We start from the raw sequence: 24,654 nt of genomic DNA, 5'->3' as shown, positions 1-24,654 counted from the left end.
GAGCTCCAGCGACGACGCCTGACTCTGCCGATGCCATGCCGCTGCATCTCAGCGCGGTGGGGCCGAAGCTAGCGGCGCCCAGCTCTCTCGTACGGCCGCGATGAACTCGTTCGGCCGGTCGAGGTGAACGAGGTGCCCCGCTCCTGGAACCAAGACCGTGCGGATGTCCGGTCGACGCCGTACGACGCGATCGTGCAAGCCGGCGATCCACGGCGAACTCTCCGTGCCGAGGATCCATGTCACGGGCAACGGCAATCGGACCACCGAGCGCAGCGGCAGGTGCTCGTGCATGACGCCGAAGGGATGCGGATCCCATTCCGCGAGCACGGGCTCGGCGTTCGCCCGCAGGTTCTCGCGGACGTCTTCAGGGGCATCGTCATAGCTGTTGCCGCCGGACCGCAGGGCGGATCCGAAGCGGAAGAAGGTTTCTGCTGCCTCCAGCCGTCTGCCGCGCAGCTGAGTGAACTTGAGTCGCAACGCTGTGGCGAGCACCGATCGGTCGGCGTGGCGGATTCCGTGAAAGGGCGCCTCGACGACGATCAGCGCAGAGAACAGTTCGGGGTGCCGGGCCGCAGCCGCCAGGGCGATGTTCCCGCCCGAACTCCATGCCACGACCGCGGCGGGTTCCCCGGCCACCTTCTCGAGGACCGCTGTCAGATCGCGTGCGTGGACGCGGTGATCACGAACCGGCTTGTGCCGGGACTGCCCATAGCCACGACGGTCATAGGTCACCACACGGCGGTCACGAGCGAGTTCCCCGACGACGCCGTCCCAGGTCGTCCGGTCCGTTCCTGAGCCGTGGACAAGAACGAGCGGAGGACCCTGGCCCGCCATGCGGTAACTCAACGTTGCTCCGGGCACCTCAAGGGCGGGCACAGGGCCTCCTCGGTTTCACAGGGGATGGACGGTACGGCGTCAGAACGGGAAGCCGTGCGCCTCCTTGCGAGAAGTGACCCACTGCCACTGGGTGAACTCGTCCCAGCTGCTTTGTGAGCCGAACCGGCTTCCGTTGCCCGAGGCACCGGTACCGCCGAAGGGTGCGTAGGCGTCGTTGTTCAGGGTCTGGTCGTTCACGTGGACGATCCCGGTCCGGAGCCCGCGGGCGAGGTCCAGGCCGCGGTCGACCGAGCCGGTCTGGATGGCAGCGACGAGTCCGTACTCGGTGTCGTTGGCAACCCGCACGGCCTCGGCCTCGTCGCGAACGACGACGACCGGAGCGACCGGACCGAAGATCTCTTCGCGAAAGGCCGGCATGGTGGTCGTGACGCCGGCGAGCACGGTCGGCTGGTAGAACAGCCGCTCGTAGTTGCCCCCGGCACGGATCTCGGCGCCCGCGGCAACGGTTTCGGTGACGATGCGGTCCACGTTGGCCAGTTGACGCTCGTTGATGAGCGGGCCGAGGGCGACCTGCTCGGTGTGCGGATCGCCGACCGGCAGGTTCGCCGCACGCTTCGCGAGCCGCTCGAGGTACTCGTCCGCGATCGACTCGAGAACGATGTGGCGTCCTGCCGTCATGCAGACCTGGCCCTGGTGCAGGAAGGCGCCCCAGGCACCGGCCGAACTCGCCACTTCGAGGTCCGCGTCGTCGAGAACGATGAGCGCGTTGTTGCCGCCGAGCTCGAGCGAGACCCGCTTCAGCGTCCGGCCCGCGACAGCCCCGACCTCGCGACCAACCGCGGTCGAACCGGTGAAGGCGATCATGGCAACGCTCGGATCGGCGGCCAGCGCCGCACCGGGCTCGGCGTCACCCGGTAGCACGTGCAGCAGGCCGTCCGGCAGACCGGCAGCCTCGAAGAGTCTTGCCACCAGAGCGCCGCCGGAGATGGCGGTCTGAGCGTCCGGCTTCAGGACCACCGCATTGCCGAGGGCGAGCGCGGGCGCGATGGCCCGCACCGACAGGATCTGCGGGAAGTTCCACGGACTGATGACGCCGACCACACCAAGAGGCACTCGGCGCGCGATGCTCTCGCGACCCGGCTCGCTCGTCGGCAGCAAATGCCCCCACGGCTGCGTCGGCAGCGCGGCGGCTTCCCACAGCTCCCCGAGCACAAGCTCGACCTCGAAGGCCGCCTTGCCCGGTACGGCGCCACCCTCGCGCACCAACCATCGTTCGAACTCCGCGCGGTTGTCGCTCAGAATCGCGGCCGCCCTGCGGATCAGTGCGGCACGAGCCGGCCCGGTCTGTTCTGCCCAGGAAGGCTGTGCCTCCGCCGCGCGTGCGGTCGCGGCAGCCACATCCGCGGCGTCGGCCTGACCGACCTGCCCGAGTACGGCGCCAGTGGCCGGCTCGGTGCTGTCGAGTACGCCGCCGCTCGCGTCCCGCCATCCATTGCTGTAGAGCTTGCCCTGCCAGTCGACCTGGTCGAGGAGTTCGGTCATCGCGCACTCTCCATCTGATCTGTCTGCTTCTGCACTGTGGATGTGCGGATCAGGTCCGCGGCCTTCTCGGCGATCATGATCGTGGCGGCGTTGGTGTTGACCGAGACGATCCTCGGCATCACCGAGGCGTCGGCCACTCTGAGGCCGTCGAGGCCGTGCACCCGCAGATCGGGGGACACGACGGCGTCGGCCCCGATGCCCATCGCGCAGGTGCCGACCGGGTGGTAGTAGGTACCGGTCCCCCGGGCTGCGAAGTCGCGCAGATCCGACACGTCGGAGCCGGGCAGCACCTCACGACCGCGCCACGCGGCGAAAGGCTCGGTCGCCGCCAGCTCCCGGGCGACCTCGATGCCGTGCACGATCCGCCGTACGTCGGACTCCGCGCCGAGGTAGTTCGGGTCGATGAGCGGCGGTGTCTCCGGATCCGGGCCACTGATTCGGACGGACCCGCGGGCTTCGGGCACCGTCGCGATGCCGAAGGTGAAGCTGTTCGGTGGCGCCTGCAGGGTCGGCGGATGAAACGGCACGTGGATGAACATCAGCTGCATGTCGGGCCCTGGCAGTGTCGGATCGCTCCGCCATTGCATCGACACCTCGGCATGGTTGGTCAGGCCGGCCGGAATCTCCTGGCTCGCCTCGTACACCACTCCGCACAACGGGTGGTCGTGCAGGTTGCGGCCGACACCGGGCAGATCGTGGACCACCGAGACGTCGGCCCGGTCGAGGTCGTCGGCCGGACCGATACCCGACAGCAAGAGCAGCCGAGGTGAGTCCACGGCCCCGCTACTGACGATGACCTCGACGTCGGCGTTGGCGGTCACCAGTTGTCCGCCCCGCTCGAACTCGACTCCGGTACAGCGGGTGCCGCTGAACAGCAGCCGCCGGGCACGGGACTCCGTCGAGATGGTGAGGTTCGGACGGCTGCCCCGGATCGGGGCGAGGTACGCGGCCGCCGTACTCTGCCGTTGACCGCCCGAGATCGACAGGTCGTGCCAGCCGGCGCCTTCGGCCACCGCACCGTTGAAGTCTTCGGTCAGGGGGTAACCGGCCGCGGCCGCCGCGTCGAGGAAGACCTGGGACAGCGGATTCGGCTGGGCCGACGGCGCCGGGAACATCGGGCCGCTGTCGCCACGGAACTGGGCGTTCCGGCCGCTGACAGTCTCCATACGTCGGAAGTACGGCACCAGCGAGTCGTAGTCCCAACCGACGCAGCCGGCCTTGGCCCACGCGTCGAAGTCGGCCGGATGGCCCCGCAGGTAGACCATCGCGTTGATGCTGCTCGAACCGCCGAGGGTCCGGCCGCGCGGCCAGTTGTGGACGGCACCTCCGGTACCTGGTTGCGCGACGGTGTCGTACGAGTAGTCGACCTCGGTTCCCCACAGCGCCGGCCAGGCGGGCGGCACGGAGATCTCCGGTTTGACATCGGGCGGTCCCGATTCCAGCAGCAGAACTCGCGCGTCGCCGTCCTCCGACAGCCTTGCGGCGAGTACGCAGCCGGCCGAGCCCGCCCCGATCACCACGTAGTCGTAGTGGGTGGACATCAGGTACCTCCGCAGTCCTTGAAGGGCAACACAGCCTTGATCTGCTACACAGTCTTGTCAGATCTGTTACGTTGGTGTTGACTTTTCGCGCCACGGTTCTTGCCGGATGACGACACGTCATCCCCTCTGTCGGGAGGAACGGATGCCGGTCGACATGCCCCACTCGGCCCTGTCGGGCCGCGCGGAGGCATGGCGGGCGGAACTCGGCGGCGCGTTCGGGCAACTGACGCCGGTGGCGATCGGCGAGCGGTCCCTGGACGGCCGGTTCGCCGGGCAGCACCTTGGCTCGGTGGCCGCCTACCAGGTGAGCGGCACCCCGCAGATCGTCCGCCGGACACCCACCGCGATCCGGGCCGTGCCGATCGACCTCTACAAGCTCTGCGTGCAACAGGCCGGGCGGGCGACGGTTCGCCAGGGCGACCGGGAGGTGGTTCTCGAACCCGGGCAAATGGCCATCTACGACACCGGTAAGCCGTACGAGCTGCGGCTGGAGCAAACCTGGACCTGCGCGGTGATGGCGTTCCCACGGTACGCACTGGGCCTGCCCGAGCCGATCGTCGCGGCGGCGATGCATCACGCCTACGCCTTGAACGAGGGGCCCGGAACGGTCCTGGCCGGCTTCGTGGCATCGGCCGTGGCAGGTGGCACGGTTCATCAGGCAGCGGCCGAGCGGCTCGGCGAGGCGGGCCTTCACCTGGTCGCCGCGACCCTGAGCGAGTCGGCCCTGATGGCGCACGAGGACACCGCGGACGCACTCCGGCTGCAGATCCTCGGATACATCCGGAACCATCTCGCCGATTCCGGCCTGTCACACAACCAGGTCGCGGCCGCCCACCACCTGGGCCCACGTACCCTCCACCGGCTGTTCGAGCACGAGCCACGGACGGTGACCGACCAGATCAGGTCACTCCGCCTGGAAGCGGTCCACCGCGATCTCGCGGACCCACTGCTGGCCAATCGCAGCATCGCCGCGCTCGCGGCCCGCTGGTGCTTCACCGACCAGGCACACTTCACCCGCGCGTTCCGCGCTCGCTTCGGAATGACCCCGTCCCGCTCACGGACGCTGCGAGGTCACGAACCGGAGGAATGAGCAGCCCGCGGACCTCCACGCATGACACAATCGGTTCCGTACCGCCAGCCTCATGTCGTATACCTATCGGAGGTCCGTGTGCCCGCACAGCGCAGCGCGGGAGTGCCCCAGACCGCGCCGCCGAACAGGCGCCGCCAGCTCGGGTCCGCCAGCGCCAGGTCACTGCTGCTGACCTTGCTGGGCGAGTTCGTGCACCCGCGCGGTGACTCGGTCTGGACCGCGACGCTGGTCGAAGCGCTGGCAGCCTTCGGCGTGGAGGAGAAGGCGGCCCGGCAGGCCCTGACCCGGACCGCGGCGGAGGGGTTGCTGGAGTCCTCGAGGCACGGCCGCCGTGTGCTGTGGGAGCTCACCACCGAGGGCCGCACCCTGCTCGAGGAGGGCACCCGCCGGATCTACGGGTTCATGCGGGAGCGGCATCCTTGGGACGGTCGCTGGCTGGTCGTGACGGTCGCGATCCCGGAGACACAACGACAGCTCAGACACCGGCTGCGCACCCGGCTGACCTGGCTCGGTCTCGGCTCCCCCGGCTCCGGGCTCTGGATCAGCCCGGACGCCGGCAAACACGACGACGTCCAGACCGTGATCCGCGAACTCGGCCTGGAGAAGCAGGCGTTCTCCTGGGTCGGGCCAGCCGGCGGCATCGGTGACGAGGCCCGACTGCTCGCCGACGCGTGGGATCTGGAAGAAGTGGAGAACCGGTACCTCCAGTTCCTGGCCGACTTCGAGGACCGGCGTGCCGACGGCACGCTCGAGGCGTTCATCGCTCAGGTCGAGATGGTTCACGAATGGCGACGCTTCCCATTCCTGGATCCCGATCTGCCCGCCGAGCTACTCGATCACGACTGGCCGGGCCCCCGTGCGGCAGCGGCGTTCCACGACCGGCACGCCCGCTGGCATCGCGCCGCCCAGTCGGCCTGGTCCACGTTCGACACCGAGGGCGGCCCAAAGCCCTAGGCTCAGACCGGCATCGGGTTGTCCGTCGAGTGACCCGGGAAGAGTTGCGCGTCCGGATCGAGGTGCACCGCGGCGTTGTTGACCGCCGTCGCCACTTCGCCGAACCCGACGGCGATCAGCCGTACCTTGCCGTCGTACTCGCTGATGTCGCCGGCGGCGAAGATGCCCGGAACGTTGGTTCGCATCGCCGCGTCGACCACCAGATGGCGGTTGTCGTGCAGCTCGAACCCCCAGTCGCGCAAAGGCCCGAGGTTTGCGGTGAAGCCGAGTGCGGCGACCAGTCGCTGGCACCGGATGGTCCTCGGCGCGGGCTCACCGGTGACCGCGACATCGATGCTGGCGAGTTCCCCGTTGCCCGAGGCCGCGGTCACCTGCGCGTTGGTGATGATCTCGACTGGCGACGTGCGCAGGAGCTCGACCGATCCATGGTGCGCCCGGAATGCCTCGCGCCGGTGGACCAAGGTGACGCTGGCCGCGACCGGGTGGAGCATGAGGGCCCAGTCGACCGCGCTGTCTCCACCGCCGACGACGACCACGTCGCGTCCGGCGTACTCGTCGCTGGAAGGGACGAAGTACTCCAGGCCACGGCCGAGGAAGCTCTCGCCGGCGGGCAACGGGCGCGGCGTGAAGGTGCCGATCCCGCCGGTCACCACAATGGCGCCGGCGGCGATCTCCGTACCAGCACTGGTCTTGACGACGAACAACCTGTCCTGAGCGACCCGATCCAGCTGCTGCGCCTCCTGGCCGAGCAGGTAGATCGGCTTGTACCGCGACGCCTGCCGCACCAGGTTCTCCACCAGCCGGCGACCGGACACCGCAGGGAATCCGGCGATGTCGAAGATCTGCTTCTCCGGGTACATGGCACTCACCTGGCCGCCGACCTGGCTCAGCGAGTCGACGACAGCCACCCGCAGACCGCGCACCCCCGCGTAGTAGGCGCCGAACAGACCGACCGGGCCCGCGCCGACGATCAGCACATCGACTTCGATGGCATTCATGTCACACCCGGTTGAGGTCGTAGTCACCACGCTGCCCGGTGCCGAAGCGTCGCAAGGCGCCGTCGGGCCCGGATGCGTTGGGCCGGATGAAGATCCAGTTCTGCCAGGCGGTCAGCCGGCCGAAGATCTTGGTCTCGATCGTCTCCGGTCCGACGAACCGGTGGTTGGCCTCCATCCCGGTCAGCGCGTCCGGCGACAACGACGCCCGCTCCTCCAGCACGATCCGCAGTTCGTCGGCGAAGTCGATGTCGTCCAGTGCCACCGTCACCAGGCCGAACCGATCCGCCGCCTCGGCATCGAGCGGCTTGCCGAGCTCGGCCCGTACGGCGGCCAGCCCGTCGCCGTGTCCCCAGAAACGAGACTCCAGCCGGGACAGGCCGTTTCCCATCGGGTACGCCCCATCGTTGCTCGCGGCAACAACGATCGTCGCCGGCTCGGCGTCCGGGTCGACATCCTCGTACACGCCTGCGAGCATGTACTGCCGGTCGGCCGCCAACGCCAGCTCGAGCAGCAGCCCGGCGAAGCAGCTGCCCGGCTCGATCACGGCGATCAGGCTCCGGCTGCTCACGTCGAGACGCTTGAGGGTCCGCTTGAAGTAATGCCGCACCTCGTTGACGAACCAGTCGTCGGCCAGTTCGGCGAGCTGCTCGTCGTACGCGAGGACTGTTCCGCTGTCGCCGGCGGTGCGCAGGACCCACGTACCGATCAGGTGCTCGTTGGTCCGCAGGCGCAGGATCAGGTCGTCCAGTTGACGAGTCACAGCGAGCGGCCAGTAGTCGACGCCCAGCGCCAGCACGGCCGCGGCATCAGCCGGCGGCCGCTCGGCGGGCGCCTGCACAGTGATGTCGACCCGCCGGGCATCGCGGTCGATCCGCGCCGTCACATGCGAGTAGCTGATCGAGTCGCGGTCCTCGGTTCGTGCGAGCGGCGTCAGCACGACGCCGGTCGCCTGCCGTGGCCGCCGAGAGTTCGCCGCAGCCGCCTGGGCTCGGCCGCGGACCACCTCGTCGAAGCGGGCTCGCGGGACGGTCTCGTCGATCAGTCCCCACTCGACCGCGGTCGCACCGCGATACCCCTCCGACTTGGTGGCGAACAGGTCGGCCCGGTCCTTGCGCACATGCCGCTTGTCCACCACCCGGGTCAGTCCGCCGGTACCCGGCAGTACGCCGAGCAGCGGGACCTCGGGCAGCGATACGGTCGACGAGCCGTCATCGACCAGCACGATCTGGTCACACGCCAGGGCCAGCTCGTAACCACCGCCGGCGGCGGTGCCGTTCAGCGCGGCGATCCACGTCTGGCCGGAGTTCTGGGTGGCGTCCTCGATCCCGTTGCGGGTCTCGTTGGTGAACTTGCAGAAGTTCACCTTCCACGCGTGCGAGGACTGGGCCAGCATCCGGATGTTGGCACCCGCGCAGAACATCCGCTCCAGGCCGCCGGTCATCACGACGGACCGGACCTCGGGGTGCTCGAACCGCAACCGCTGCACTATGTCGTAGAGCTCGATGTCGACGCCGAGGTCGTAGGAGTTCATCTTCAGCTGGTAGCCGGGCACCAGGCCGCCCGCCTCGTCGACCAGCAGGTTGACGGTGGCGATCTCGCCGTCGAGGTCCAGCCGCCAGTGCTTGTAACGGTCGGGCGCCGCGTCGAAGTCGACGGCGGCCCCTTCGGTGGTGGTCAACGTCATCAGACCAGGCCCTCCTCGGCGAGGTGGACGTAGTCGAACTCGACCGGCTGGTCGTTGATACCGGTCTGCGGTGGCGCGATCCAGCCGGCGAACTTGCCGTACTCGTACTCCGGCACCATCAACGCGGCGACCGCCTGGCGGTCCTCCGCGGTCGGCAGCCACTCACCTTCGCTGGCCTGCCAGGCCGCCTCGTCGAGCACCTCACCGTCCGGGCTGACGTGATGGCCGGCGTACACCCCCACCTTGCGGTTGAAGCCTTCGTGCGGCAGGGTCAGCCGCTCGTCGAGACCGGCGTCCTCCAGCGCCTGGTTCCAGCGCCGTACGCCGTTGGCGCAGTCGGCGACGTACTCGTCGCGCAGGTCCAGGTTGAGCGCGCTCAGCATCGGCACGGTCTTCGTCACGATCCGGCCGTCCTCGACGAGGCGCATCTCGCGGGTGTCGTCGAGCAGGACGTGGTCGTCCTTGCGCCGGGTCTCCTGCCAGCGACCCTTGACGCCCGAGGTGTAGTAGTTGCCGGCGTTGGTCGACTGCTCGGAGCCGAACAGGTCGAGCGACACCGAGTACTGGAAGTTGAGGTACTTCTGGATCACCGCCAGCGGGATCCCGCCGTACGGCAGGATGTCGGCGGTGCCGTGCTCCTTCATCAGCTCGGCCGTGCGCTCCACCGTCCGCTGCACGCCCGTCGTGCCGACGAACATGTGGTGCGCCTCCTCCTTCAGCATGAACTCGCAGGTCCGCGCCAGCGGGTCGAACGCTGACTCCTTCAAGGTGCCGAGCTGGTACTTGCCGTCCCTGTCGGTGAAGTACGTGAACATGAAGAACTGCAGCCAGTCCGTGGTCTCCTCGTTGAACGCTCCGAGGATCCGGGGCGCGTCCACATCGCCGGAGTTTCGCTTCAGCAACTGCTCGGCCTCCTCGCGCCCCTCCCGCCCGAAGTACGCGTGCAACAGGTAGACCATCGCCCAGAGGTGGCGCCCCTCCTCCACGTTGACCTGGAACAGATTGCGCAGGTCGTAGATGCTCGGCGCCGTCTCGCCCAGGATGCGCTGCTGCTCGACCGACGCCGGCTCGGTGTCGCCCTGAATCACGATCAGCCGCAGCAGGTCCGCACGATGCTCACCAGGCACCTCCTGCCAGGCCGGCGCGCCCTTGTGCTTGCCGAAGTTGACCACCCGGTCCGGGTCGCGCTCGGCCAGGAAGATGCCCCAGCGGTACTCCTCCATCGGCACGTGGTCGAAATGCGCCCAACCGTCCCGGCCGACCGCGATCGCGGTCCGCAGGTAGACGTCCTTCGTGGGCAGCGCCGGGCCGAGCGTCTTCCACCAGTCGAGGAACTTCGGCTGCCAGCCCTCCAGCGCGCGCTGCAGGCGCCGGTCCTCGGCGAGGTTGACGTTGTTCGGGATGCGCTCGCTGTAGTCGATCGTGCTCAGCGGTCCGGTCGGAGCGGGCGCGGGCCCGGTACGAGGGTCGATGGACATCGCGGGTCTCCTCGGATGGGTGAGTTCTGAACTCTCTACGTTCTACACTTCCTTGGCGATCTTGCCAAGTTGCTGTCGACTATTTGTCGCCGAACAACTCACCCAGCAGGTCCGGGCCGGCCTGCACCGCGGTCCGCTGGAGATGGCCGTAGACCGCCCGCAGGCCGCCCTCCTCCTCGCCACCGCCGGCCCGGCCAGGACCGCCATGGACCAGTTGCGGCATGGGTGTCCCATGCCCGGTCGACTCCCCCGCGTCGTCGCGGTCCAGCACCAGCAAACGTCCGTGGTACGGCGCAGCGCCGAGTACGACGTCTCGCGCGAACCCACGATCGTGAGTCACGACCGAGCCGGCCAGCGAGCCTTCGCCCCGCGCGATCTGGTCGAGCAGTCCGGCGGTGTCGTCGTACGGAAGCAACGTGCTCACCGGGCCGAACGCCTCGATCTCGTGCGGTTCCGGCCGCGCGGAATCGATCACCTCGAGCAGCACCGGCGCCATGAACGCACCGACCTCGGCGTCTGCCCCGACCACCTCGACCCGGCGCGGGTCGCCGGACACGATCCGCCCGGCGGCCGCGAGCGAATCCACAGCCCGGCGGACGTCGTCTCGCTGGCCGGTGCTGACGAGCGCTCCCATCGTCACGCCTTCGACGCCCGGTGCGCCGACGACTATCTTCGACAGGCGATCCACCAACGCCTCGGCGACGTCGGACCGGCCCGCGGCCGGCACGAAGGCCCGCCGGATCGCGGTGCACTTCTGCCCCGCCTTAACCGTCATCTCCCGGACCAGCTCGGTGACGAACAGGTCGAACTCAGGCGTTCCCGGTACGGCGTCCGGGCCGAGCACCGAGCAGTTCAGCGAATCCGCTTCGGCGTTGAACCGGACCGATCTGGCCGTCACCGCCGGATCGCCGCGCAGCAACTCCGCGGTGCTCGCCGAGCCGGTGAAACCGACATGATCCTGCCCGCCGAGCAGGTCGAGGAAGTCACCGAGTGATCCGTTGATCAACTGGAGCGCGCCCTCGGGAAGCACCTCGGCCTCATCGAGGATCCGCACTGCGTGCGCCGTGATGTACGCCGTCTGGGTGGCCGGCTTCACCACTGTCGGGACACCAGCCAGCAGCGCAGGGGCCAACTTCTCGAGCATGCCCCAGACGGGGAAGTTGAACGCGTTGATCTGCAGCGCGAGCCCATGCGGCGAGGTCAGCACATGCTGCGCCGCGAAAGTTCCGCCTTTACCCAAGGGCTCCTGCGAATCCTCCACCACGACCGAGCCGACAGGCAGCCCCTTGCGGCCGAGGCTCGCGTAGACGGAGGTCGTACCGATACCGCCATCGACGTCGACGGTGGCATCGCGGCGAGTCGAGCCGGCTCGCGCCGACAGCAGATACAGCTCGTCCTTGCGCGCATCGAGTGCTGCCGCGACCTGCTTCAGCACGGCCGCACGCTGCCCGAAGTTCATCGCCCGCAGCGTCGGCCCACCGACCTGGCGGGCATACCGGGCCACGCCCTCGAGGTCGAGCCCGTCGCTGCTGACCCGGACGACCTCGTCACCGGTGACGGCATCGCGAACCACCTGCCCGTCCCCCACACCAGCTTTCCACCGGCCTTCGACAAAGCTCTCCAGCACCATCGACACTCCTCGATCCAGGGCTACGCGAGCCTCCGGCGCTAACCAATGGTCTACACAACTTCAGTGATTTGGTAGATCTCCGTCGACTATCAGCGCCACGGCTCAGTGCGTGGCGAGCCACTCCTGGCCGGCGTCGGTGACGACGCGATCCTGCTGCTCGGTGGTCAGCAGCGGCGGGTCGGCGGTGTACAGCTTCGCGAGCGTCGCGCGGTCCAATCCGACCTCGCGGGCCAGCTGGTGCACCTCCAGCTTGTGCAGGCGACCGCCCGGAGCGGCCGCCAGGCGACGGAGCAACTCAGCCGCGGGATCGTCGTACGACGGACTCCCGTCTGCGGCGCCGGATCCCTGCCAGGTGCGTTTGGGGTACCGCCGGAGATACTCCTGCTCGAGCTCGAGCATCCGTGCCGTGTGGGTGGCGAACTGCTCGGCCGTTCCGTGGAGGAAGACCCAGTTGCGGGTGGCGTGGGCGTTCGTACCCTGCTGCTCCAGCTCCGCGTCGGTCAGTTCGGCCGCCGGCCTGCCGAGGTGATCGGGTGTGGTCATTGGCGTGCTCCTCAGTCCATGAGCCTGAGCTCGCGGCGGTAGCGCCGGGCGTTGTCGCGGTACTCGCGCACGGCGAAGTCGATCCACTTCTTCTGCTGCCCCGGATCAAGTGGACGGAGCCGGGCCGGTACGCCGAGCGCCATGCTGCCGGCCGGTATCTCGGTGTCTTCGGGGATGAGTGCGCCGGCGCCGACCACGCTGCCGGCCCGTACCAGCACCCGGTTGAGGACCACAGATCCCGACCCGATGAGACAACGGACCTCGACCGTACAGCCTTCAAGGTGGGCGTTGTGGCCGACGACGCAGTCGGCACCAATCAGCGTCGGCCACTCCTCCGTGGTGTGCAGCACTGTGCCGTCCTGGATCGAGGTGCGCGCCCCGATCGCGATCCGGCCGAAGTCGGCCCGGAGTACGGCGCCCGGCCAGATCGAGGCCTCGGAGCCGATCGTGACCGCCCCGATCACCACCGCGTCAGGGTGGACGTAGGCCTCCGGATGGATCTCGGGGGTGAGATCTCCGAGGGCGTAGACAGGCACGGTTCAGACCTCGATTCCAGCGTAGACGGACAGCGCGTTGCCACCGAGGACCGCCGCTACGACCTCGTCGGGAAGCCCCAACCCGGCAACCGCGCGGGCGTTCTGCGCGGTCCCGGGCACACCCGGCCAGTCGGTGCCGAAGATCCACTTCCGGGCCAGCCTGGCCAGATCGAACCGGGCGTAGTACTCCGGGAGGCGTTTCGGCGGCAGCCCGGACAGCTCGATCCACACCCGCTCGTTCGACAGCGCGAGGAAGGCGGCCGCGTCGTACCACCAGCCCCGGCCACCATGCGCGAGAACCACGTCAAGGGTGGGGAAGTCGCGGAGCACCGAGAGGAGCAGCTGTGGATCGGCGAGCTCGTTCATCGACCCCGGGAAGGAGCTGGTGCCACAGTGCACGACCAGCGGTACACCGCGCCCGGCCAGTACGTCGTACACCGGATAGAGCGCGCGATCGTCGCAGCGGAACCCACCGTGCACCGGATGCAACTTGAGTGCGGCCGCACCGTGGTCGAGCTGCCGCTCCAGTTCGTCGGCGATCGGGAAGTGCAGATGCGGGTTCACGTTCGCCACCGGCCGGAACCGGCGCGGATTGTGCTCGACGAGCGGAAGCAGGTCGTCGAAGATCTGCAGGCCGGTCGCCTTCGGGCTGTACTCGCAGAAGAGCAGTGCGACGTCGACACCCTGCTCCTCGAAGACGGCATCAAGCCGCTCGGGCCGCGGTCGGCCGGCGATGTCCCACAGCGTCTCCAGCTGTCCCGCCGGTCCGAAGTCTCGCGCCCAGTCGAGCCAGGCCGGGCGCAGCGTCCCGAGCACCGGGACGTGCACGTGTGCATCCACCAGTACATTGCCGTCGAGCACGACGCGTCCTACCGGTCCGCGACCAACGGAGTGTCGATCCCGACCGGGCCGACCTTGTTCGAACCGCCCGGCGCGCCCAGTGGCTCGTCGCGGCCGGGCAGGACGGCGACGAAGAAACTCCGGTTGTCCTCGACGAACGCGTGGTCGTCCGCCGGCACCCGGCGGTCCTGGCTGATCGCCTCGACCGGACAGACCGGCTCGCAGGCACCACAGTCGATGCACTCCTTGGGGTTGATGTAGAGCTTGCGCTCCCCCTCGTAGATGCAGTCGACCGGGCACTCCTCCGTGCAGGACTTGTCCATAACGTCGATGCACGGACTCGCGATCACGTACGGCATGCAACTCCTCCTCAGGCCCGTACGCCGGACTCGGTCGCCACCAGGTCGCGCACCTTGAAGCGCTGGATCTTGCCGGTCGCCGTCTTCGGCAACTCGTCGACGAAGAGCACCCGGCGGGGGCGCTTGAACGCCGCGAGGCCTTCGCGGCACCACCCGACCAGGGCGTCCTCTGTCACTGGTTCGGCGGCCACCACGACCGCGACCGGCTTGTCGAGACCGTTCTCGTCGGGCACGCCGATGACGGCCACCTGCGCCACAGCCGGATGTTCCAGCAGCCGCGCCTCGACTTCGGCGGGCGAGACCCAGATACCGCCCGCCTTGAGCATGTCGTTGCTGCGCCCCAGGCACGTGTAGTAGCCGTCGGCGGTCTCGACGTACGTGTCCCCGCTGCTCAGCCACTCACCTTGGAACGCGTCCCGGGATGCCTCGGTACGACGCCAGTACCCCAGCGCCATCGAAGCGCCACGCACATAAAGCGAACCGGGCACACCCACCGGTACGACGACTCCGGCCGCGTCGCGCAACTCCACGTCGTACCCCGGAACCGGCCGCCCGGTAGTGCCCGGCCGGATGTCGTTCGGCCGGTTGGACAGGAAGATGTGCAGCGCCTCGGTCGAGCCGAGGCCGTCGATGATCTCGACCCCGAACCGCGCGGTGAACCGCGCTTGCAGGGCGGCCGGCAACGGCTCACCAGCCGAGGTCGCCAGACGAACCGAGGAGAACGCGTCGTCCGGCAATTCGCTGGCGAGTAGCGCGGCGAAGAAGGTCGGCACGCCGAAGAACAGCGTCGGCCGATCGGCAAGCAGCCGCTCTGCGATCACGGCCGCTGTTGGCCTGCGTGGCTCGAGCAGGGTGGTCGCACCGGCCGCCAGCGGGAAGAACGCCGAGTTGCCGATTCCGTAGGCGAAGAAGAGCTTCGCCACCGACAGACACCGGTCGTCCGGTCCGATGCCCAGTACCTGAGCGCCGTAGGTCTCGTAGACGTGGCGGATGTTCGCGTGCCGGTGCATCGCCGCCTTGGGGTGGCCTGTCGTGCCCGAGGTGTACAACCACAGGGCCCAGGAGTCGTCCGTCGTCGGTGCCGCGATGCGCAGCTCCGCCGGCGCATCGTTGCCGAGGGCAATCAGCTCGTCCCAGGAACGGGAGCTGACGCCCGACGGAGTCGGCAGCTCGCCCGGACCGCACAGTACGGCGTGCTCCACGTCCGGTGCGGCCGCGATCGCCGCCGCTGCCGCCCCATCAAACTCGTGGCCGGCGACCAGCATCCGCGCCCCGGAGTCGGCCAGCAGCCTCCCAAGTTCTGCGCCGGTGAGCATCGTCGACACCGGGACCGCGACCAGGCCCGCCCGGAACGCGCCGAGGATCCCGGCCAGCAGCTCCACATCGTCGGCCATCAGGAACATCACCCGATCGTCACGGCGCAGGCCCAGACGACGGTACGCCGCGGCCACCCGACCGGTCAGCTCACCGAGCTCGCGGTAGGTCAACGCCCGCGAACCACGCACGGCGACCCGATCACCGGCGCCGATCGACTGATGCCGATCAACCAAGTAGGTGGCCGCGTTGAATTTCTCGTCCGTCATGGGACCACCTCTCCGAAGGGCGGAACATCAGCGGGCCGCATGGGCACCCAAGTTGCCGATTACCCTACGCAGTTCTGGCGGTCCGTCAATACTTTGTAGCATGTCAGGCCGGTTTGGGCCCAGAAACAGGCATACCTCAGTTGTCTCGAACGCAAGCGCGTGACACGTTCGCCTCGATTCGACAGGTGTGCGTCCAGTACTGGCAGTCCACACCCTCAACTGAACCAGCACATGATCGCCTCACTGGCCAGCACCTCCTCAGCAGGCCGACTGCCCGTCGACACGCACGTTACGCTCGGACCTCCAGGCGTGTGGTCAGGGTGCGTGTCCCTCCTCGGACACTGTGGGGGTTCATGTTCCTGGGGATACGAACCCTTTCCTCATCTCTCGTCGTCTCATCGTCGCCAGGCGGTAGTGGTCTCTCTCACCAAATCTCGCCGTACGCCGAGCAGGTCTCAACCCGGTACAGCGATCCCGGACTCCTGGAACTGTGCAAGGCCTCGGAGCGGGCCTCGATGACCCCTGCTCGGCTCGTCCAAGGCGGCGGAGGACTATTTCATGGCCACGGACAGCGGTCATGTCTTCCGGCTCGCGCACCATTCGTGGGGGTGTCGACAGATGCTCCGGAACCTCGACGGCTCGCGCTGGGCGTGACTGGGTCGACGGCCGCGCCGACACGCTGCTCGCCGGGCTGGACGAACGCGGCATGTTCCTCCCGCGCCGCCGCCAGGGACCTCATCCATGAACGCGTGCAGTGTGTCTGCCCAGATGGGGATCTCCCCACCGCCGCACGCGCTACCTCATCTGCTCGGGATCCACAGCAACGACTCGATCGAGAGCACCGTGCTGACGCCGCCACCAGCATCGTCACCTCTGCTGGGCCGCCGCCGATCACGCCGGGTTCGCGGAGATAGGTGGCCCCAGTCGTGAAGCTGCACTCGGGCGAGATCATGAATGGCAGCCGGCCTACGATCGGACGACCAGTTCACGGTCACGCTCGGCAGCTCCGTGGTTGCCGCCGACAACATCCTCCGCGAAGCCATCCTGCGCGAGCTGCCCTGCAAGGTCCCACAGGTGAACGTCGTCACCCAGCACGCGATCCCGATCCTCGGAACCGTCCTCGACGCCCTGGCGGAAGGCGGCGTCGCGCCCATTCCTGCCGTACGACACACCGTCCTCAACTCGAACCCCGGCTGCTGACGCGGTGTGCTTCGACACTCCGCCAACTTGCAGCAGCTGCGAGGCTCGGGCGGTTGCAGGCTTTGCTGCGCGGTGGCGAGCTGCGGATCACTGGGCTTTCTACTCGGGCGGCCCGATTCCCCCGCCAGCTGCTGCGGCCGAGGCGTCGTCCATCCCCCGCGGTTCCGACGAAGACCGTGGCCGGCCCCGCCGCGGGTGGCGTTCTGGGGCTACTTCCCTTGGGACGCCCGGCGTCTACGCGTCGGGGAGGGCGTGGGGTCCGAGCAGATCTTTCAGCGCGGCCGTCATCGTCGCGACGATGTCGCGGTGCGGGTCGATGAGCCACTGGAGTTGGAGTCCGTCCCATAGGGCCACAAGGGACTCGGCGATGCCCCGCGAGTCCCGGGCGTTGGAAATACGACCCTCCTCCTGGTCTCGGCGGACGGCGATCGCCAGCATGCCGATCGTCAGCTCATACCTGTGACGGAACCACTCATGCGCCGGATGGTCCGAAGCTGACGACTCTGCGGCCATGAGAGCAAGCAGCCTCAGCATTTCGGGTCGGTCGACGTTCCGGCGCACGTACTGCAGCACGGCGTACGCCACGCCCTCCTTCTGGCTATCCACTTGGAACGAGTCGGTGTGCGCGGAATCGGCGCTCTCGAGGACGGCCACGAGGAGAGCGCTCTTGCTTGGGAAGTGGTGAACGACAGTGGTCAGACTGAGGTCGAGCTGCTTAGCGATCTCACGCAGTGACCCGCCTCGGTAACCGCGCGTCGAGAAGACGGACGTCGCGGAGGCGACAATCTCGGCCCGGCGGTGCGCGCTTTTGGCGTAGGGCCCGCGCCGAGTGCCTGGTCGACTCGCTGTCTCATCGCTCATGGAACCAACCCTATGTGCCCGTGCGCGCGTCGCCGGTGAATCCATCCGATCGAAACTATGGCACCTGTTCGGTTTTCGCGGTAGGGTCCTGCTCACCCACAACACGACGTACGGAAGAAGCGGCGACGCTTCGACCCGGGCGAGAGGAACGGGACCTCGATGTTCACCTCAAGCGTTGCGAAGACACTCGTCGGCGGTATGGCTGTCGCACTGCTCCTGGCCGGCTGCGGCCGGTCCGACGCCCGGCCGGCGCAGGCCGCGGCGGGCGCGCCCATCGACACCAAGCCCGCCAGCGGCACCATCACCGTGTGGGCGATGGGAACCGAGGGCGAACTCTTGCCCAAGCTGGCCGCCCAGTTCAGCAAGGAAAATCCTGACGCGAAGGTCGAGGTGACAGCTGTTCCCTGGCAGGACTACGCCAAGAAGGTGCAGACCGCGATCGCCTCGGGAGACACGCCTGACGCCACCATGGTGGGTGCGGTGGACCTCGCGGCGTTCGCGTCCACGGGCGGGCTGGACAAGGTCCCGTCCGACCTCGTCGACACCAGCTCGTTCTACCCCGGCGCCGTCCAGAGCACCACCTTCGAGGGAGCCGAGTACGGCGTCCCCTGGTACGTCGAAACCCGCTCCCTGTTCTACCGCAAGGACCTGGCACAGGCCGCCGGGGTCTCCGCACCCAAGACCTGGGACGAGTACGGCCCGTTCCTCACGGCCCTCCAGAAGCAAGGAGCCAAGTGGGGTCTTTCCTTGCCTACCGGCGCCACCGGGACTTGGCAGGCCGTTGTGCCGTTCATGTGGCAGGCGGGAGCCGAAATCATGAGTGCGGACGGGACCAAGTTCACCTTCGACACGCCTGAGGCGCTCGATGGGCTCGAGTTCTATCAGCAGTTCATCACCTCGAAGATCTCCAGTCCGAACGGCCCGGTGAGCCTGGGAGAGATCGAGCCGCAGTTCGTCGCCGGGTCTACTGCCGCGCTCATCTCCGGCCCCTGGGAGGAGAACCTACTGAAATCGGCTGGCGGCGCAGCCTTCGTCGACGACAAGGTGGGCATCGCACCGCTCCCGTCGGGACCGAAGTCCAATGCCAGCTACATCGGCGGCGGCCAGTGGTCGGTGTTCAAGGACGCGAAGAACCGGGAAGGGGCATGGAAGTTCATCCGGTGGGTGGCCACTCCTGAGGTCCAAAAGACCTGGTACGCCCTATCCGGAGACCTGCCCGCCGTCCAGTCGGCTTGGAACGAGGGGAAGCTCGCGACCGACGCGACTCTGGCTGTCTTCCGTACCCAGCTGAAGACGGCACAGTCCGGACCCAACACCACGACATGGCGGCAGGTCACGGCCGTGCTGGATGCCGAGTTCGAGAAGGTCGCAAAGGGCGTCTCGTCGCCGGAAGCGGCCCTGCGGGAAATCCAGAAGAGGGCGTCTGCGATCGGAACCGGAGAGTAGGAATGACCTCGCTTGCATCCGCCCAACCCGCATCGAGCCTGGGCGCTGGACCGGAGCGAATGAGGCCACCGCGAGCTGGAGGCCATGCCCGGCGCACCTTGATCGCGTGGGCCTTCTGCGGACCCTTCATCGCGCTGTTCGCCACCTTCGGTGTGTGGCCGGTCATCTCGTCGCTGTCGATGAGCGTCACGGACATCACGGCCCGGGACATACGGACCCCCTTCAGTGTCAACTTCGTCGGCCTGGCGCACTACACCGCGCTCTTCGGAGATCCGACTTTCCTACGCGCGGCCGCCAACACGCTGTACTTCGTCGCCGTGGGAATCCCGCTGACGATGGGCATCGCCTTGGCCCTCGCCGTCGCACTCAATTCCGGGATCCATCGCGCGAAGGGACTCTTCCGGGTCGCCTACTTCGCTCCAGTCGTGACAAGCGTCGTGGCGATAGCGGTGGTGTGGAGGTACCTGTACGAGCCGGATGGAATGATCAACTCGATCCTGGCCGTCGTCGGGATCCACGGGCCGGACTGGTTGAACGACCCGAACTGGTCCATGCCGGCGCTCATCCTGATGGCGGTCTGGCGCCACTTCGGCATTCCTATGGTGATCTTCCTGGCCGGTCTGCAGTCCATTCCAGCGGATCTGCTCGAGGCGGCTCGCGTTGACGGCGCCACCCGCTGGCAAGCCTTCCGCAGCATCACGCTGCCGCTGCTCAGGCCGACGACGCTGGTGGTCGCGGTGCTGCTGAGCATCGGTTACCTGCAGTTCTTCGAGGAGCCGTTCGTGATGACGAGCGGTGGCCCGCTGGGCAGCACTACATCGATCAGTTACTACGCCTACGAGCAATTCGGCTTCGGCAACTACGGTATGGCCTCCGCCGCCTCGTACGTGCTGGTGGCTGCGATCGCGCTGCTCAGCCTCCTGCAGTTCCGTATCTTCCGAGCGAAGGCATGACATGACGACGATCGCGAGCACCGCCGCGGCCACGTCCGCCCGCAGCGCATCCCGTCCCATCCGGCCCGCCCGCATCCTGCTGTACGGCGCCCTCTCGCTGGGCCTGCTCGCGACCCTTGCCCCGTTCGCGTGGATGTTCCTGGGATCGGTCAAGCCGACCGGGGAAATCGTCGCGAATCCGAGCGTCTGGCTGCCCCGCTCCCCGACGCTCGGAAACTTCGAACAGTTGCTGTCGAAGCAGAACTTCGGCGTGTACTTCTTCAACAGCACGCTGGTCGCCGTGACGTGCGTCGCGGGGAACCTGCTCTTCAGCTCCATGGCCGGGTACGCCTTCGCGAAGCTGGAGTTCGCCGGAAAACGGCTCTTGTTCGGCCTCGTCCTCACGATGCTGATCATCCCCGGCGTCACCACCTTCGTGCCGCTCTTCGTCCTCGTCAGCAACATGGGACTGAGCAACTCCTATCTCGGGTTGATTCTCCCCTTCCTTGTGACACCGCTGGGTGTGTTTCTCATGCGCCAGTTCATCCAGGACATTCCGGATTCTCTCGTCGAAGCTGCTCGCCTTGACGGCGCCGGTGAGACTGGCATCTTTCTCAGAGTCATCGTCCCGCTCTGTCGACCCCCTCTGGCGACACTTGCGATCCTGACCTTCCTCGCCCAGTGGAACAACTTCCTGTGGCCGCTGGTGATCGCGCAGACCGAAGATCATTACACGCTGCCGGTCGCGCTCGCCCTCTTCTCGGTGGGCGCCAACGGCACCAACTACGGTCTGCTGCTCGCCGGTGCGGTCACCGTCGTCACCCCAATCGTGCTGCTCTTTCTGGCCCTCCAGAAACAGTTCATCCAGGGCATCGCCAACACCGGCATGAAATAGGGCGGAACACCCATCGCAGCGAGCGGCCCGACGCTCGACGACTCGACCACCGCGTGACCACCTCGCGGAGAAATGGAGAACCGAAGATGCTTCGCCCGCAGGACGGACCTACTCGCGAACGCCGCTCTCTGGCTGGCTTGTGGAGGTTCCGGCTGGACGCCGAGGGAGCCGGCCGCACCGGAGGCTGGTGGCGCTCGCCGCTCACGAGGGGCGTGGACATCCCAGTACCGGCCAGCTACAACGACATCTACCCCGACGCGACAGTTCGGGACCACGTTGGCGACGCCTGGTATCAGACGAGCGTGTGGGTACCGGCTCGGTGGGCCGGGCAGCGCATCGTCCTGCGCTTCGACGCCGCGACCCACCGCGCGACCGTCTGGGTCAATGACACCGAGGTTGCCGAGCACGAGGGCGGCTACACCCCTTTCGAAGCGGACGTCACGGCACACCTGCGACCGAACGCCGAGAACCGTGTCACCCTCGTGGTCAACAACGAGCTGAGCTGGTCGACGATCCCACCGGGCACCATCGAGCAACGTCCCGACGGCCGTCGGGTGCAGCGCTACTTCCACGACTTCTTCAACTACGCGGGCTTGCATCGGCCGGTCTGGCTCTACACCACGCCCGCGGCGCATATCAGCGACATCACCGTGGCTACGACCTTCGACGACAGCACCGGCGTGATCGACTACCGGGTGGAGAGCAGCACCGGGGAGGCGGCCTCACTCCGCGTGGTACTGCGCGACGCTTCAGGCGCCGAGGTGGCCGCCGCCGGCGGCGCGGTCGGCACCCTGCGGGTTCCCGACGTACATCCGTGGGCGCCCGGCGACGGCTACCTCTACGAACTCGAGGCCTCGCTGCTCAACACATCCGGGGAGGTCATCGACAGCTACCAACAGCCGGTCGGCGTGCGCACGGTGGACGTACGCGGCAGGCAGTTCCTGATCAACGGAACTCCCTTCTACTTCAGGGGGTTCGGCAAGCACGAGGACGCGGCGGTGCGCGGCAAGGGGCACGACGACGTGCTGATGGTGCATGACTTCGCGCTGCTGGAGTGGATCGGCGCCAACTCCTTTCGTACCTCGCACTACCCCTACGCGGAGGAGGTTCTCGACTACGCCGACCGGCACGGCGTGGTCGTCATCGGCGAGACGCCAGCCGTCGGCCTCAACCTCAACATCGGAGGAGGTGTCTTCAACTCCGGCAAACGCGTGCCGACATTCTCCCCGGACAGGGTCGGCGACGACACCCAGCGCGTCCATCTGCAGGCGATCCAGGAGCTGGTCGCCCGCGACAAGAATCGTCCCAGCGTCGTGCTGTGGTGCGTTGCCAACGAGCCCGACGACGTCCAACCAGAAGCGCGCGACTACTTCGCGCCACTGGCCGCAGAAACCCGCCGCCTCGACCCGACCCGGCCCGTGGCCTACGCCAACGCACTGCTTGCGACGCCGGACCAGTGCGTGATCACCGAGCTGTTCGACGTCGTCCTGCTCAACCGCTACTACGGCTGGTACTGGGATACCGGCGACCTGGAAACGGCCGAGACCGCGCTGGAGGCCGAACTGCGCCAGTGGGCAGAGATGCACGACAAACCCATCATCATCACCGAGTACGGTGCCGACACCTATCCCGGTCTGCGCAGCATCCTGCCCAGCCCATGGACGGAGGAGTACCAGACCGACCTGCTCGACGTGTATCACCGTGTCTTCGACCGGGTCGACGCGGTGGTGGGCGAACACGTCTGGAGCTTCGCCGACTTCGCCACCATGCCGGGCGTTTTCCGCGTCGACGGCAACAAGAAGGGCGTTTTCACCCGCGACCGCCGGCCCAAGACCGCGGCCTTCCAGCTGCGCGCCCGCTGGCGCAAAGGCGAGTGAACTCCATCAAGCCCGGCCACGACTGATCTGCTGGGAGTTGAGCATGCGGGAGCAGAAGCATCAGGCCGTGCTGTCGACGGCCGCTCCCCTAAGCCGGAGCCAGCCGATTCGGAGCTCGTCTGAGCAAACTCGTGGCCGCTCAGACGTTGAGCTCAAAGCGTGTGGTTAAGGTGCGTGTCCCTCCTCGGACACTGGAACAGTCGTTTCAACTCAGGCATGCGCCGCCGGTGGTGCCGCCTGTTGTTGTCTCCGGAGCAGGTTGTTGCTGCGGGCAACGGGCAACGGCTGACCGACCGGCGATTCCCGGCCTCGCCTGAACAGGCTGTCACCGAACGAAGCCTCGGGACTCTCCGGGGCGGCTCAGGCGAGCAGACCCGTTGTCTGGCCGACCTCGATCAGGTGACCGTCCGGATCGCGCACGTACGCCCGGATCTCGCGCCCGTGGTCCTTGGGCTCGGTGAGGAACTCGGCCCCCTTCGCCGTCCAGTCCGCGTAGATCTGCTCGATGTCGGCCACCCGGACGTTGAGGAAGGCGCTCGTACGGTCGGGGTCGGCCGGAGTCTCAAGCGTGACGGTGGGCTTGTCGTCCGTCGGGCCGCCACCTGCGTTCAGGATCAGCCAACTGTTGGCGACCTTCATGATGACCGGATCACGCTCGACCAGCACCTGCGCGTCGAAGAGCGAGCGATAGAACTCGCGGGAACGTTCCTGGTCGGACACCACCAGGAAATGGGTGAGCACGAACCCCTCTTTGGGAGCGGGGAAGTCGTCGGGATTCACTGGTTCCTCCTACCGGTCGCTTCAGCTGGTGTCAATTGTCCTCCCACGCGTCACCGACCGTGCGCGAGCGCCGAGTAACCGCGCCACGCAGCGACTCATGGGCTCGACCTGCCCGATCAGTTCGGCGCTCGACGTCCTCGGCGACAGGTGGACCCTGCTGGTGATGCGCGATCTGCTGCTCGTGGGCAAGCGGCACTCCCGCGAGTTTCTCGCATCGGAGGAGCGCATCGCCACGAACGTCCTGGCCGACCGGCTCGAATCGTGCGGCATCATCGAGAAGACCACCGACGACCCACGCTCGGGCAAGCAGACCTACCACCCCACCGACAAGGGCCGCGACCTGATCCCGGTACTGCTGGAACTGATGAGCTGGAGCGACCGACACGACGCGGGCGCTATCGCCCCGCCCGAGCTCGTCGATGCCTATAGAGCCGATCGAGACGGAGTCGCAGCCGGCCTGCGCGAGGGCGGGTAGCGTGGCGAGCTATCTCAACTCGGGACTGCGGAGCTGACGCCACCGCACCAGCCGGGGGGACGACGGCTCCGTTCGCCCCGGCGGTCGGCCACGGCTATCGGTTCGGTCGCGCCGGCCGCACCATGCTCCGGTAACCCGCGCATAGCCGCGGACGATGCAGGCGGCACAGGATGTGGTTTTTGGACCGGTGAACAAGTTGCCAGCCTGGTCGCGGTGCCCAAGACCGACACGGGCTGAGTGCGGCGGCAAACCAACTCATGGCCTCGGCATTGTCGCCGGGCTACACGCGGGAGTAGTGTCCGGCTGTTAGGCATGCCCGGTCGCGATTTCACCCGGCTGGGGTGCGGAGTTGCTCATCGGTCACTTTTCCACCATGGATTGGCTAACGAGTTCGTTCGAGCAGTACAGCGTGGCCTGGCTTCTCGTGTCGGGATTCATCGGCGGAGTGCTGGGCTCGGCATCGAGGTTTTTCTTCGAGGTAACTGGTCAGGTTGTTGAAAGTGTGGGCAGCCAGGGTCGGCCCTCGGCGAGCATGACGAGGGTGTCGAAGAAGTGCTTGCCGTGTTTGGCGGC

The 24,654-nt window shown here is 67.6% G+C and carries 22 protein-coding genes; 8 read left to right on the top strand and 14 right to left on the bottom strand.

What is annotated here, in order from left to right; genetic code table 11:
• Positions 1 to 48: 48 nt before the first annotated feature.
• Genes EV643_RS35970 through EV643_RS35960 form a run of 3 tightly spaced genes read right to left on the bottom strand, consistent with a single transcriptional unit; the run spans position 49 to position 3,920 of the window.
• The gene (locus EV643_RS35970) at positions 49 to 876 is read right to left on the bottom strand and encodes an alpha/beta fold hydrolase (RefSeq protein WP_133804684.1); all 828 of its coding nucleotides are present in this window, start codon (positions 874 to 876) and stop codon (positions 49 to 51) included.
• Positions 877 to 915: 39 nt separating this feature from the next.
• Complete coding sequence (locus EV643_RS35965) at positions 916 to 2,379, bottom strand: benzaldehyde dehydrogenase (RefSeq protein ID WP_133804683.1); 1,464 nt, start codon at positions 2,377 to 2,379, stop codon at positions 916 to 918.
• Positions 2,376 to 3,920 carry a GMC family oxidoreductase gene (locus tag EV643_RS35960; protein ID WP_133804682.1) on the bottom strand — a complete coding sequence of 515 codons (1,545 nt, stop codon included), beginning with the start codon at positions 3,918 to 3,920 and terminating at the stop codon, positions 2,376 to 2,378. The genes EV643_RS35965 and EV643_RS35960 overlap by 4 nt, the downstream gene beginning before the upstream one ends.
• Before the next feature lie 142 nt (positions 3,921 to 4,062).
• Here EV643_RS35960 and EV643_RS35955 point away from each other — a divergent pair, with 142 nt between their 5' ends.
• Both EV643_RS35955 and EV643_RS35950 read left to right on the top strand, forming a co-directional pair.
• Positions 4,063 to 5,010: an AraC-like ligand-binding domain-containing protein gene (locus tag EV643_RS35955; protein WP_166665709.1), complete on the top strand. Its 948-nt coding sequence runs from the start codon at positions 4,063 to 4,065 to the stop codon at positions 5,008 to 5,010.
• A 78-nt stretch (positions 5,011 to 5,088) separates the two neighbouring features.
• Positions 5,089 to 5,964: a PaaX family transcriptional regulator gene (locus EV643_RS35950; RefSeq protein ID WP_202869910.1), complete on the top strand. Its 876-nt coding sequence runs from the start codon at positions 5,089 to 5,091 to the stop codon at positions 5,962 to 5,964.
• A gap of 2 nt (positions 5,965 to 5,966) precedes the next feature.
• Here the strand turns inward: EV643_RS35950 and EV643_RS35945 are convergent, their stop codons facing one another.
• The 9 genes from EV643_RS35945 to EV643_RS35905 form a co-directional block, all read right to left on the bottom strand.
• Positions 5,967 to 6,962, bottom strand: a complete 996-nt coding sequence (locus tag EV643_RS35945) for an NAD(P)/FAD-dependent oxidoreductase (RefSeq protein WP_133804679.1) — start codon at positions 6,960 to 6,962, stop codon at positions 5,967 to 5,969.
• Between the two features lies 1 nt (position 6,963).
• Positions 6,964 to 8,646, bottom strand: a complete 1,683-nt coding sequence (gene boxC, locus EV643_RS35940; protein WP_133804678.1) for a 2,3-epoxybenzoyl-CoA dihydrolase — start codon at positions 8,644 to 8,646, stop codon at positions 6,964 to 6,966.
• A complete protein-coding gene (gene boxB, locus EV643_RS35935; RefSeq protein WP_133804677.1) occupies positions 8,646 to 10,124 on the bottom strand; it encodes a benzoyl-CoA 2,3-epoxidase subunit BoxB in 1,479 nt (492 codons plus the stop codon). Before boxB ends, boxC begins: the two co-directional genes overlap by 1 nt.
• Positions 10,125 to 10,203: 79 nt before the next feature.
• The gene (gene paaZ, locus EV643_RS35930; protein WP_133804676.1) at positions 10,204 to 11,754 is read right to left on the bottom strand and encodes a phenylacetic acid degradation bifunctional protein PaaZ; all 1,551 of its coding nucleotides are present in this window, start codon (positions 11,752 to 11,754) and stop codon (positions 10,204 to 10,206) included.
• 102 nt (positions 11,755 to 11,856) lie between these two features.
• Complete coding sequence (locus tag EV643_RS45130; protein ID WP_202869909.1) at positions 11,857 to 12,297, bottom strand: DUF6158 family protein; 441 nt, start codon at positions 12,295 to 12,297, stop codon at positions 11,857 to 11,859.
• An 11-nt stretch (positions 12,298 to 12,308) separates the two neighbouring features.
• Positions 12,309 to 12,833, bottom strand: a complete 525-nt coding sequence (locus EV643_RS35920; RefSeq protein WP_133804675.1) for a gamma carbonic anhydrase family protein — start codon at positions 12,831 to 12,833, stop codon at positions 12,309 to 12,311.
• Positions 12,834 to 12,836: 3 nt separating this feature from the next.
• Positions 12,837 to 13,694: an amidohydrolase family protein gene (locus tag EV643_RS35915; RefSeq protein WP_133804674.1), complete on the bottom strand. Its 858-nt coding sequence runs from the start codon at positions 13,692 to 13,694 to the stop codon at positions 12,837 to 12,839.
• 8 nt (positions 13,695 to 13,702) lie between these two features.
• Entirely contained in the window at positions 13,703 to 14,032 is a 330-nt protein-coding gene (gene fdxA / locus EV643_RS35910) for a ferredoxin (RefSeq protein WP_133804673.1), read from the bottom strand.
• A gap of 11 nt (positions 14,033 to 14,043) precedes the next feature.
• Positions 14,044 to 15,615 carry a benzoate-CoA ligase family protein gene (locus EV643_RS35905; protein ID WP_133804672.1) on the bottom strand — a complete coding sequence of 524 codons (1,572 nt, stop codon included), beginning with the start codon at positions 15,613 to 15,615 and terminating at the stop codon, positions 14,044 to 14,046.
• A gap of 954 nt (positions 15,616 to 16,569) precedes the next feature.
• Here EV643_RS35905 and EV643_RS35900 point away from each other — a divergent pair.
• Entirely contained in the window at positions 16,570 to 16,815 is a 246-nt protein-coding gene (locus EV643_RS35900) for a hypothetical protein (protein WP_133804671.1), read from the top strand.
• A 234-nt stretch (positions 16,816 to 17,049) separates the two neighbouring features.
• Here EV643_RS35900 and EV643_RS35895 read toward each other — a convergent pair whose 3' ends face one another.
• The gene (locus EV643_RS35895; protein ID WP_133804670.1) at positions 17,050 to 17,676 is read right to left on the bottom strand and encodes a TetR/AcrR family transcriptional regulator; all 627 of its coding nucleotides are present in this window, start codon (positions 17,674 to 17,676) and stop codon (positions 17,050 to 17,052) included.
• 159 nt (positions 17,677 to 17,835) lie between these two features.
• Between EV643_RS35895 and EV643_RS35890 the strand changes: the two genes are divergently transcribed.
• From EV643_RS35890 to uidA, 4 genes are all read left to right on the top strand, one after another.
• Positions 17,836 to 19,122 (top strand): sugar ABC transporter substrate-binding protein, encoded by a 1,287-nt coding sequence (locus EV643_RS35890; RefSeq protein WP_133804669.1) that lies wholly within the window; start codon positions 17,836 to 17,838, stop codon positions 19,120 to 19,122.
• A gap of 59 nt (positions 19,123 to 19,181) precedes the next feature.
• Positions 19,182 to 20,075 carry a carbohydrate ABC transporter permease gene (locus EV643_RS35885; protein WP_202869908.1) on the top strand — a complete coding sequence of 298 codons (894 nt, stop codon included), beginning with the start codon at positions 19,182 to 19,184 and terminating at the stop codon, positions 20,073 to 20,075.
• 1 nt (position 20,076) lies between these two features.
• On the top strand, positions 20,077 to 20,949 hold the full coding sequence (locus EV643_RS35880; RefSeq protein ID WP_133804667.1) for a carbohydrate ABC transporter permease: 873 nt from the start codon (positions 20,077 to 20,079) through the stop codon (positions 20,947 to 20,949).
• Between the two features lie 86 nt (positions 20,950 to 21,035).
• Positions 21,036 to 22,826, top strand: coding sequence for a beta-glucuronidase (gene uidA, locus EV643_RS35875; RefSeq protein ID WP_133804666.1), 1,791 nt, complete (start codon positions 21,036 to 21,038; stop codon positions 22,824 to 22,826).
• A 360-nt stretch (positions 22,827 to 23,186) separates the two neighbouring features.
• Here uidA and EV643_RS35870 read toward each other — a convergent pair whose 3' ends face one another.
• Positions 23,187 to 23,606, bottom strand: coding sequence for a VOC family protein (locus EV643_RS35870; protein WP_133804665.1), 420 nt, complete (start codon positions 23,604 to 23,606; stop codon positions 23,187 to 23,189).
• Positions 23,607 to 23,703: 97 nt separating this feature from the next.
• Between EV643_RS35870 and EV643_RS35865 the strand changes: the two genes are divergently transcribed.
• Positions 23,704 to 24,081, top strand: a complete 378-nt coding sequence (locus EV643_RS35865) for a winged helix-turn-helix transcriptional regulator (protein WP_166665708.1) — start codon at positions 23,704 to 23,706, stop codon at positions 24,079 to 24,081.
• The last annotated feature ends 573 nt before the right edge of the window (positions 24,082 to 24,654 follow it).

The organism is Kribbella caucasensis (assembly GCF_004361855.1).
GTDB lineage: Bacteria > Actinomycetota > Actinomycetes > Propionibacteriales > Kribbellaceae > Kribbella > Kribbella caucasensis.
This window is presented reverse-complemented; position numbering and strand designations above follow the sequence as displayed.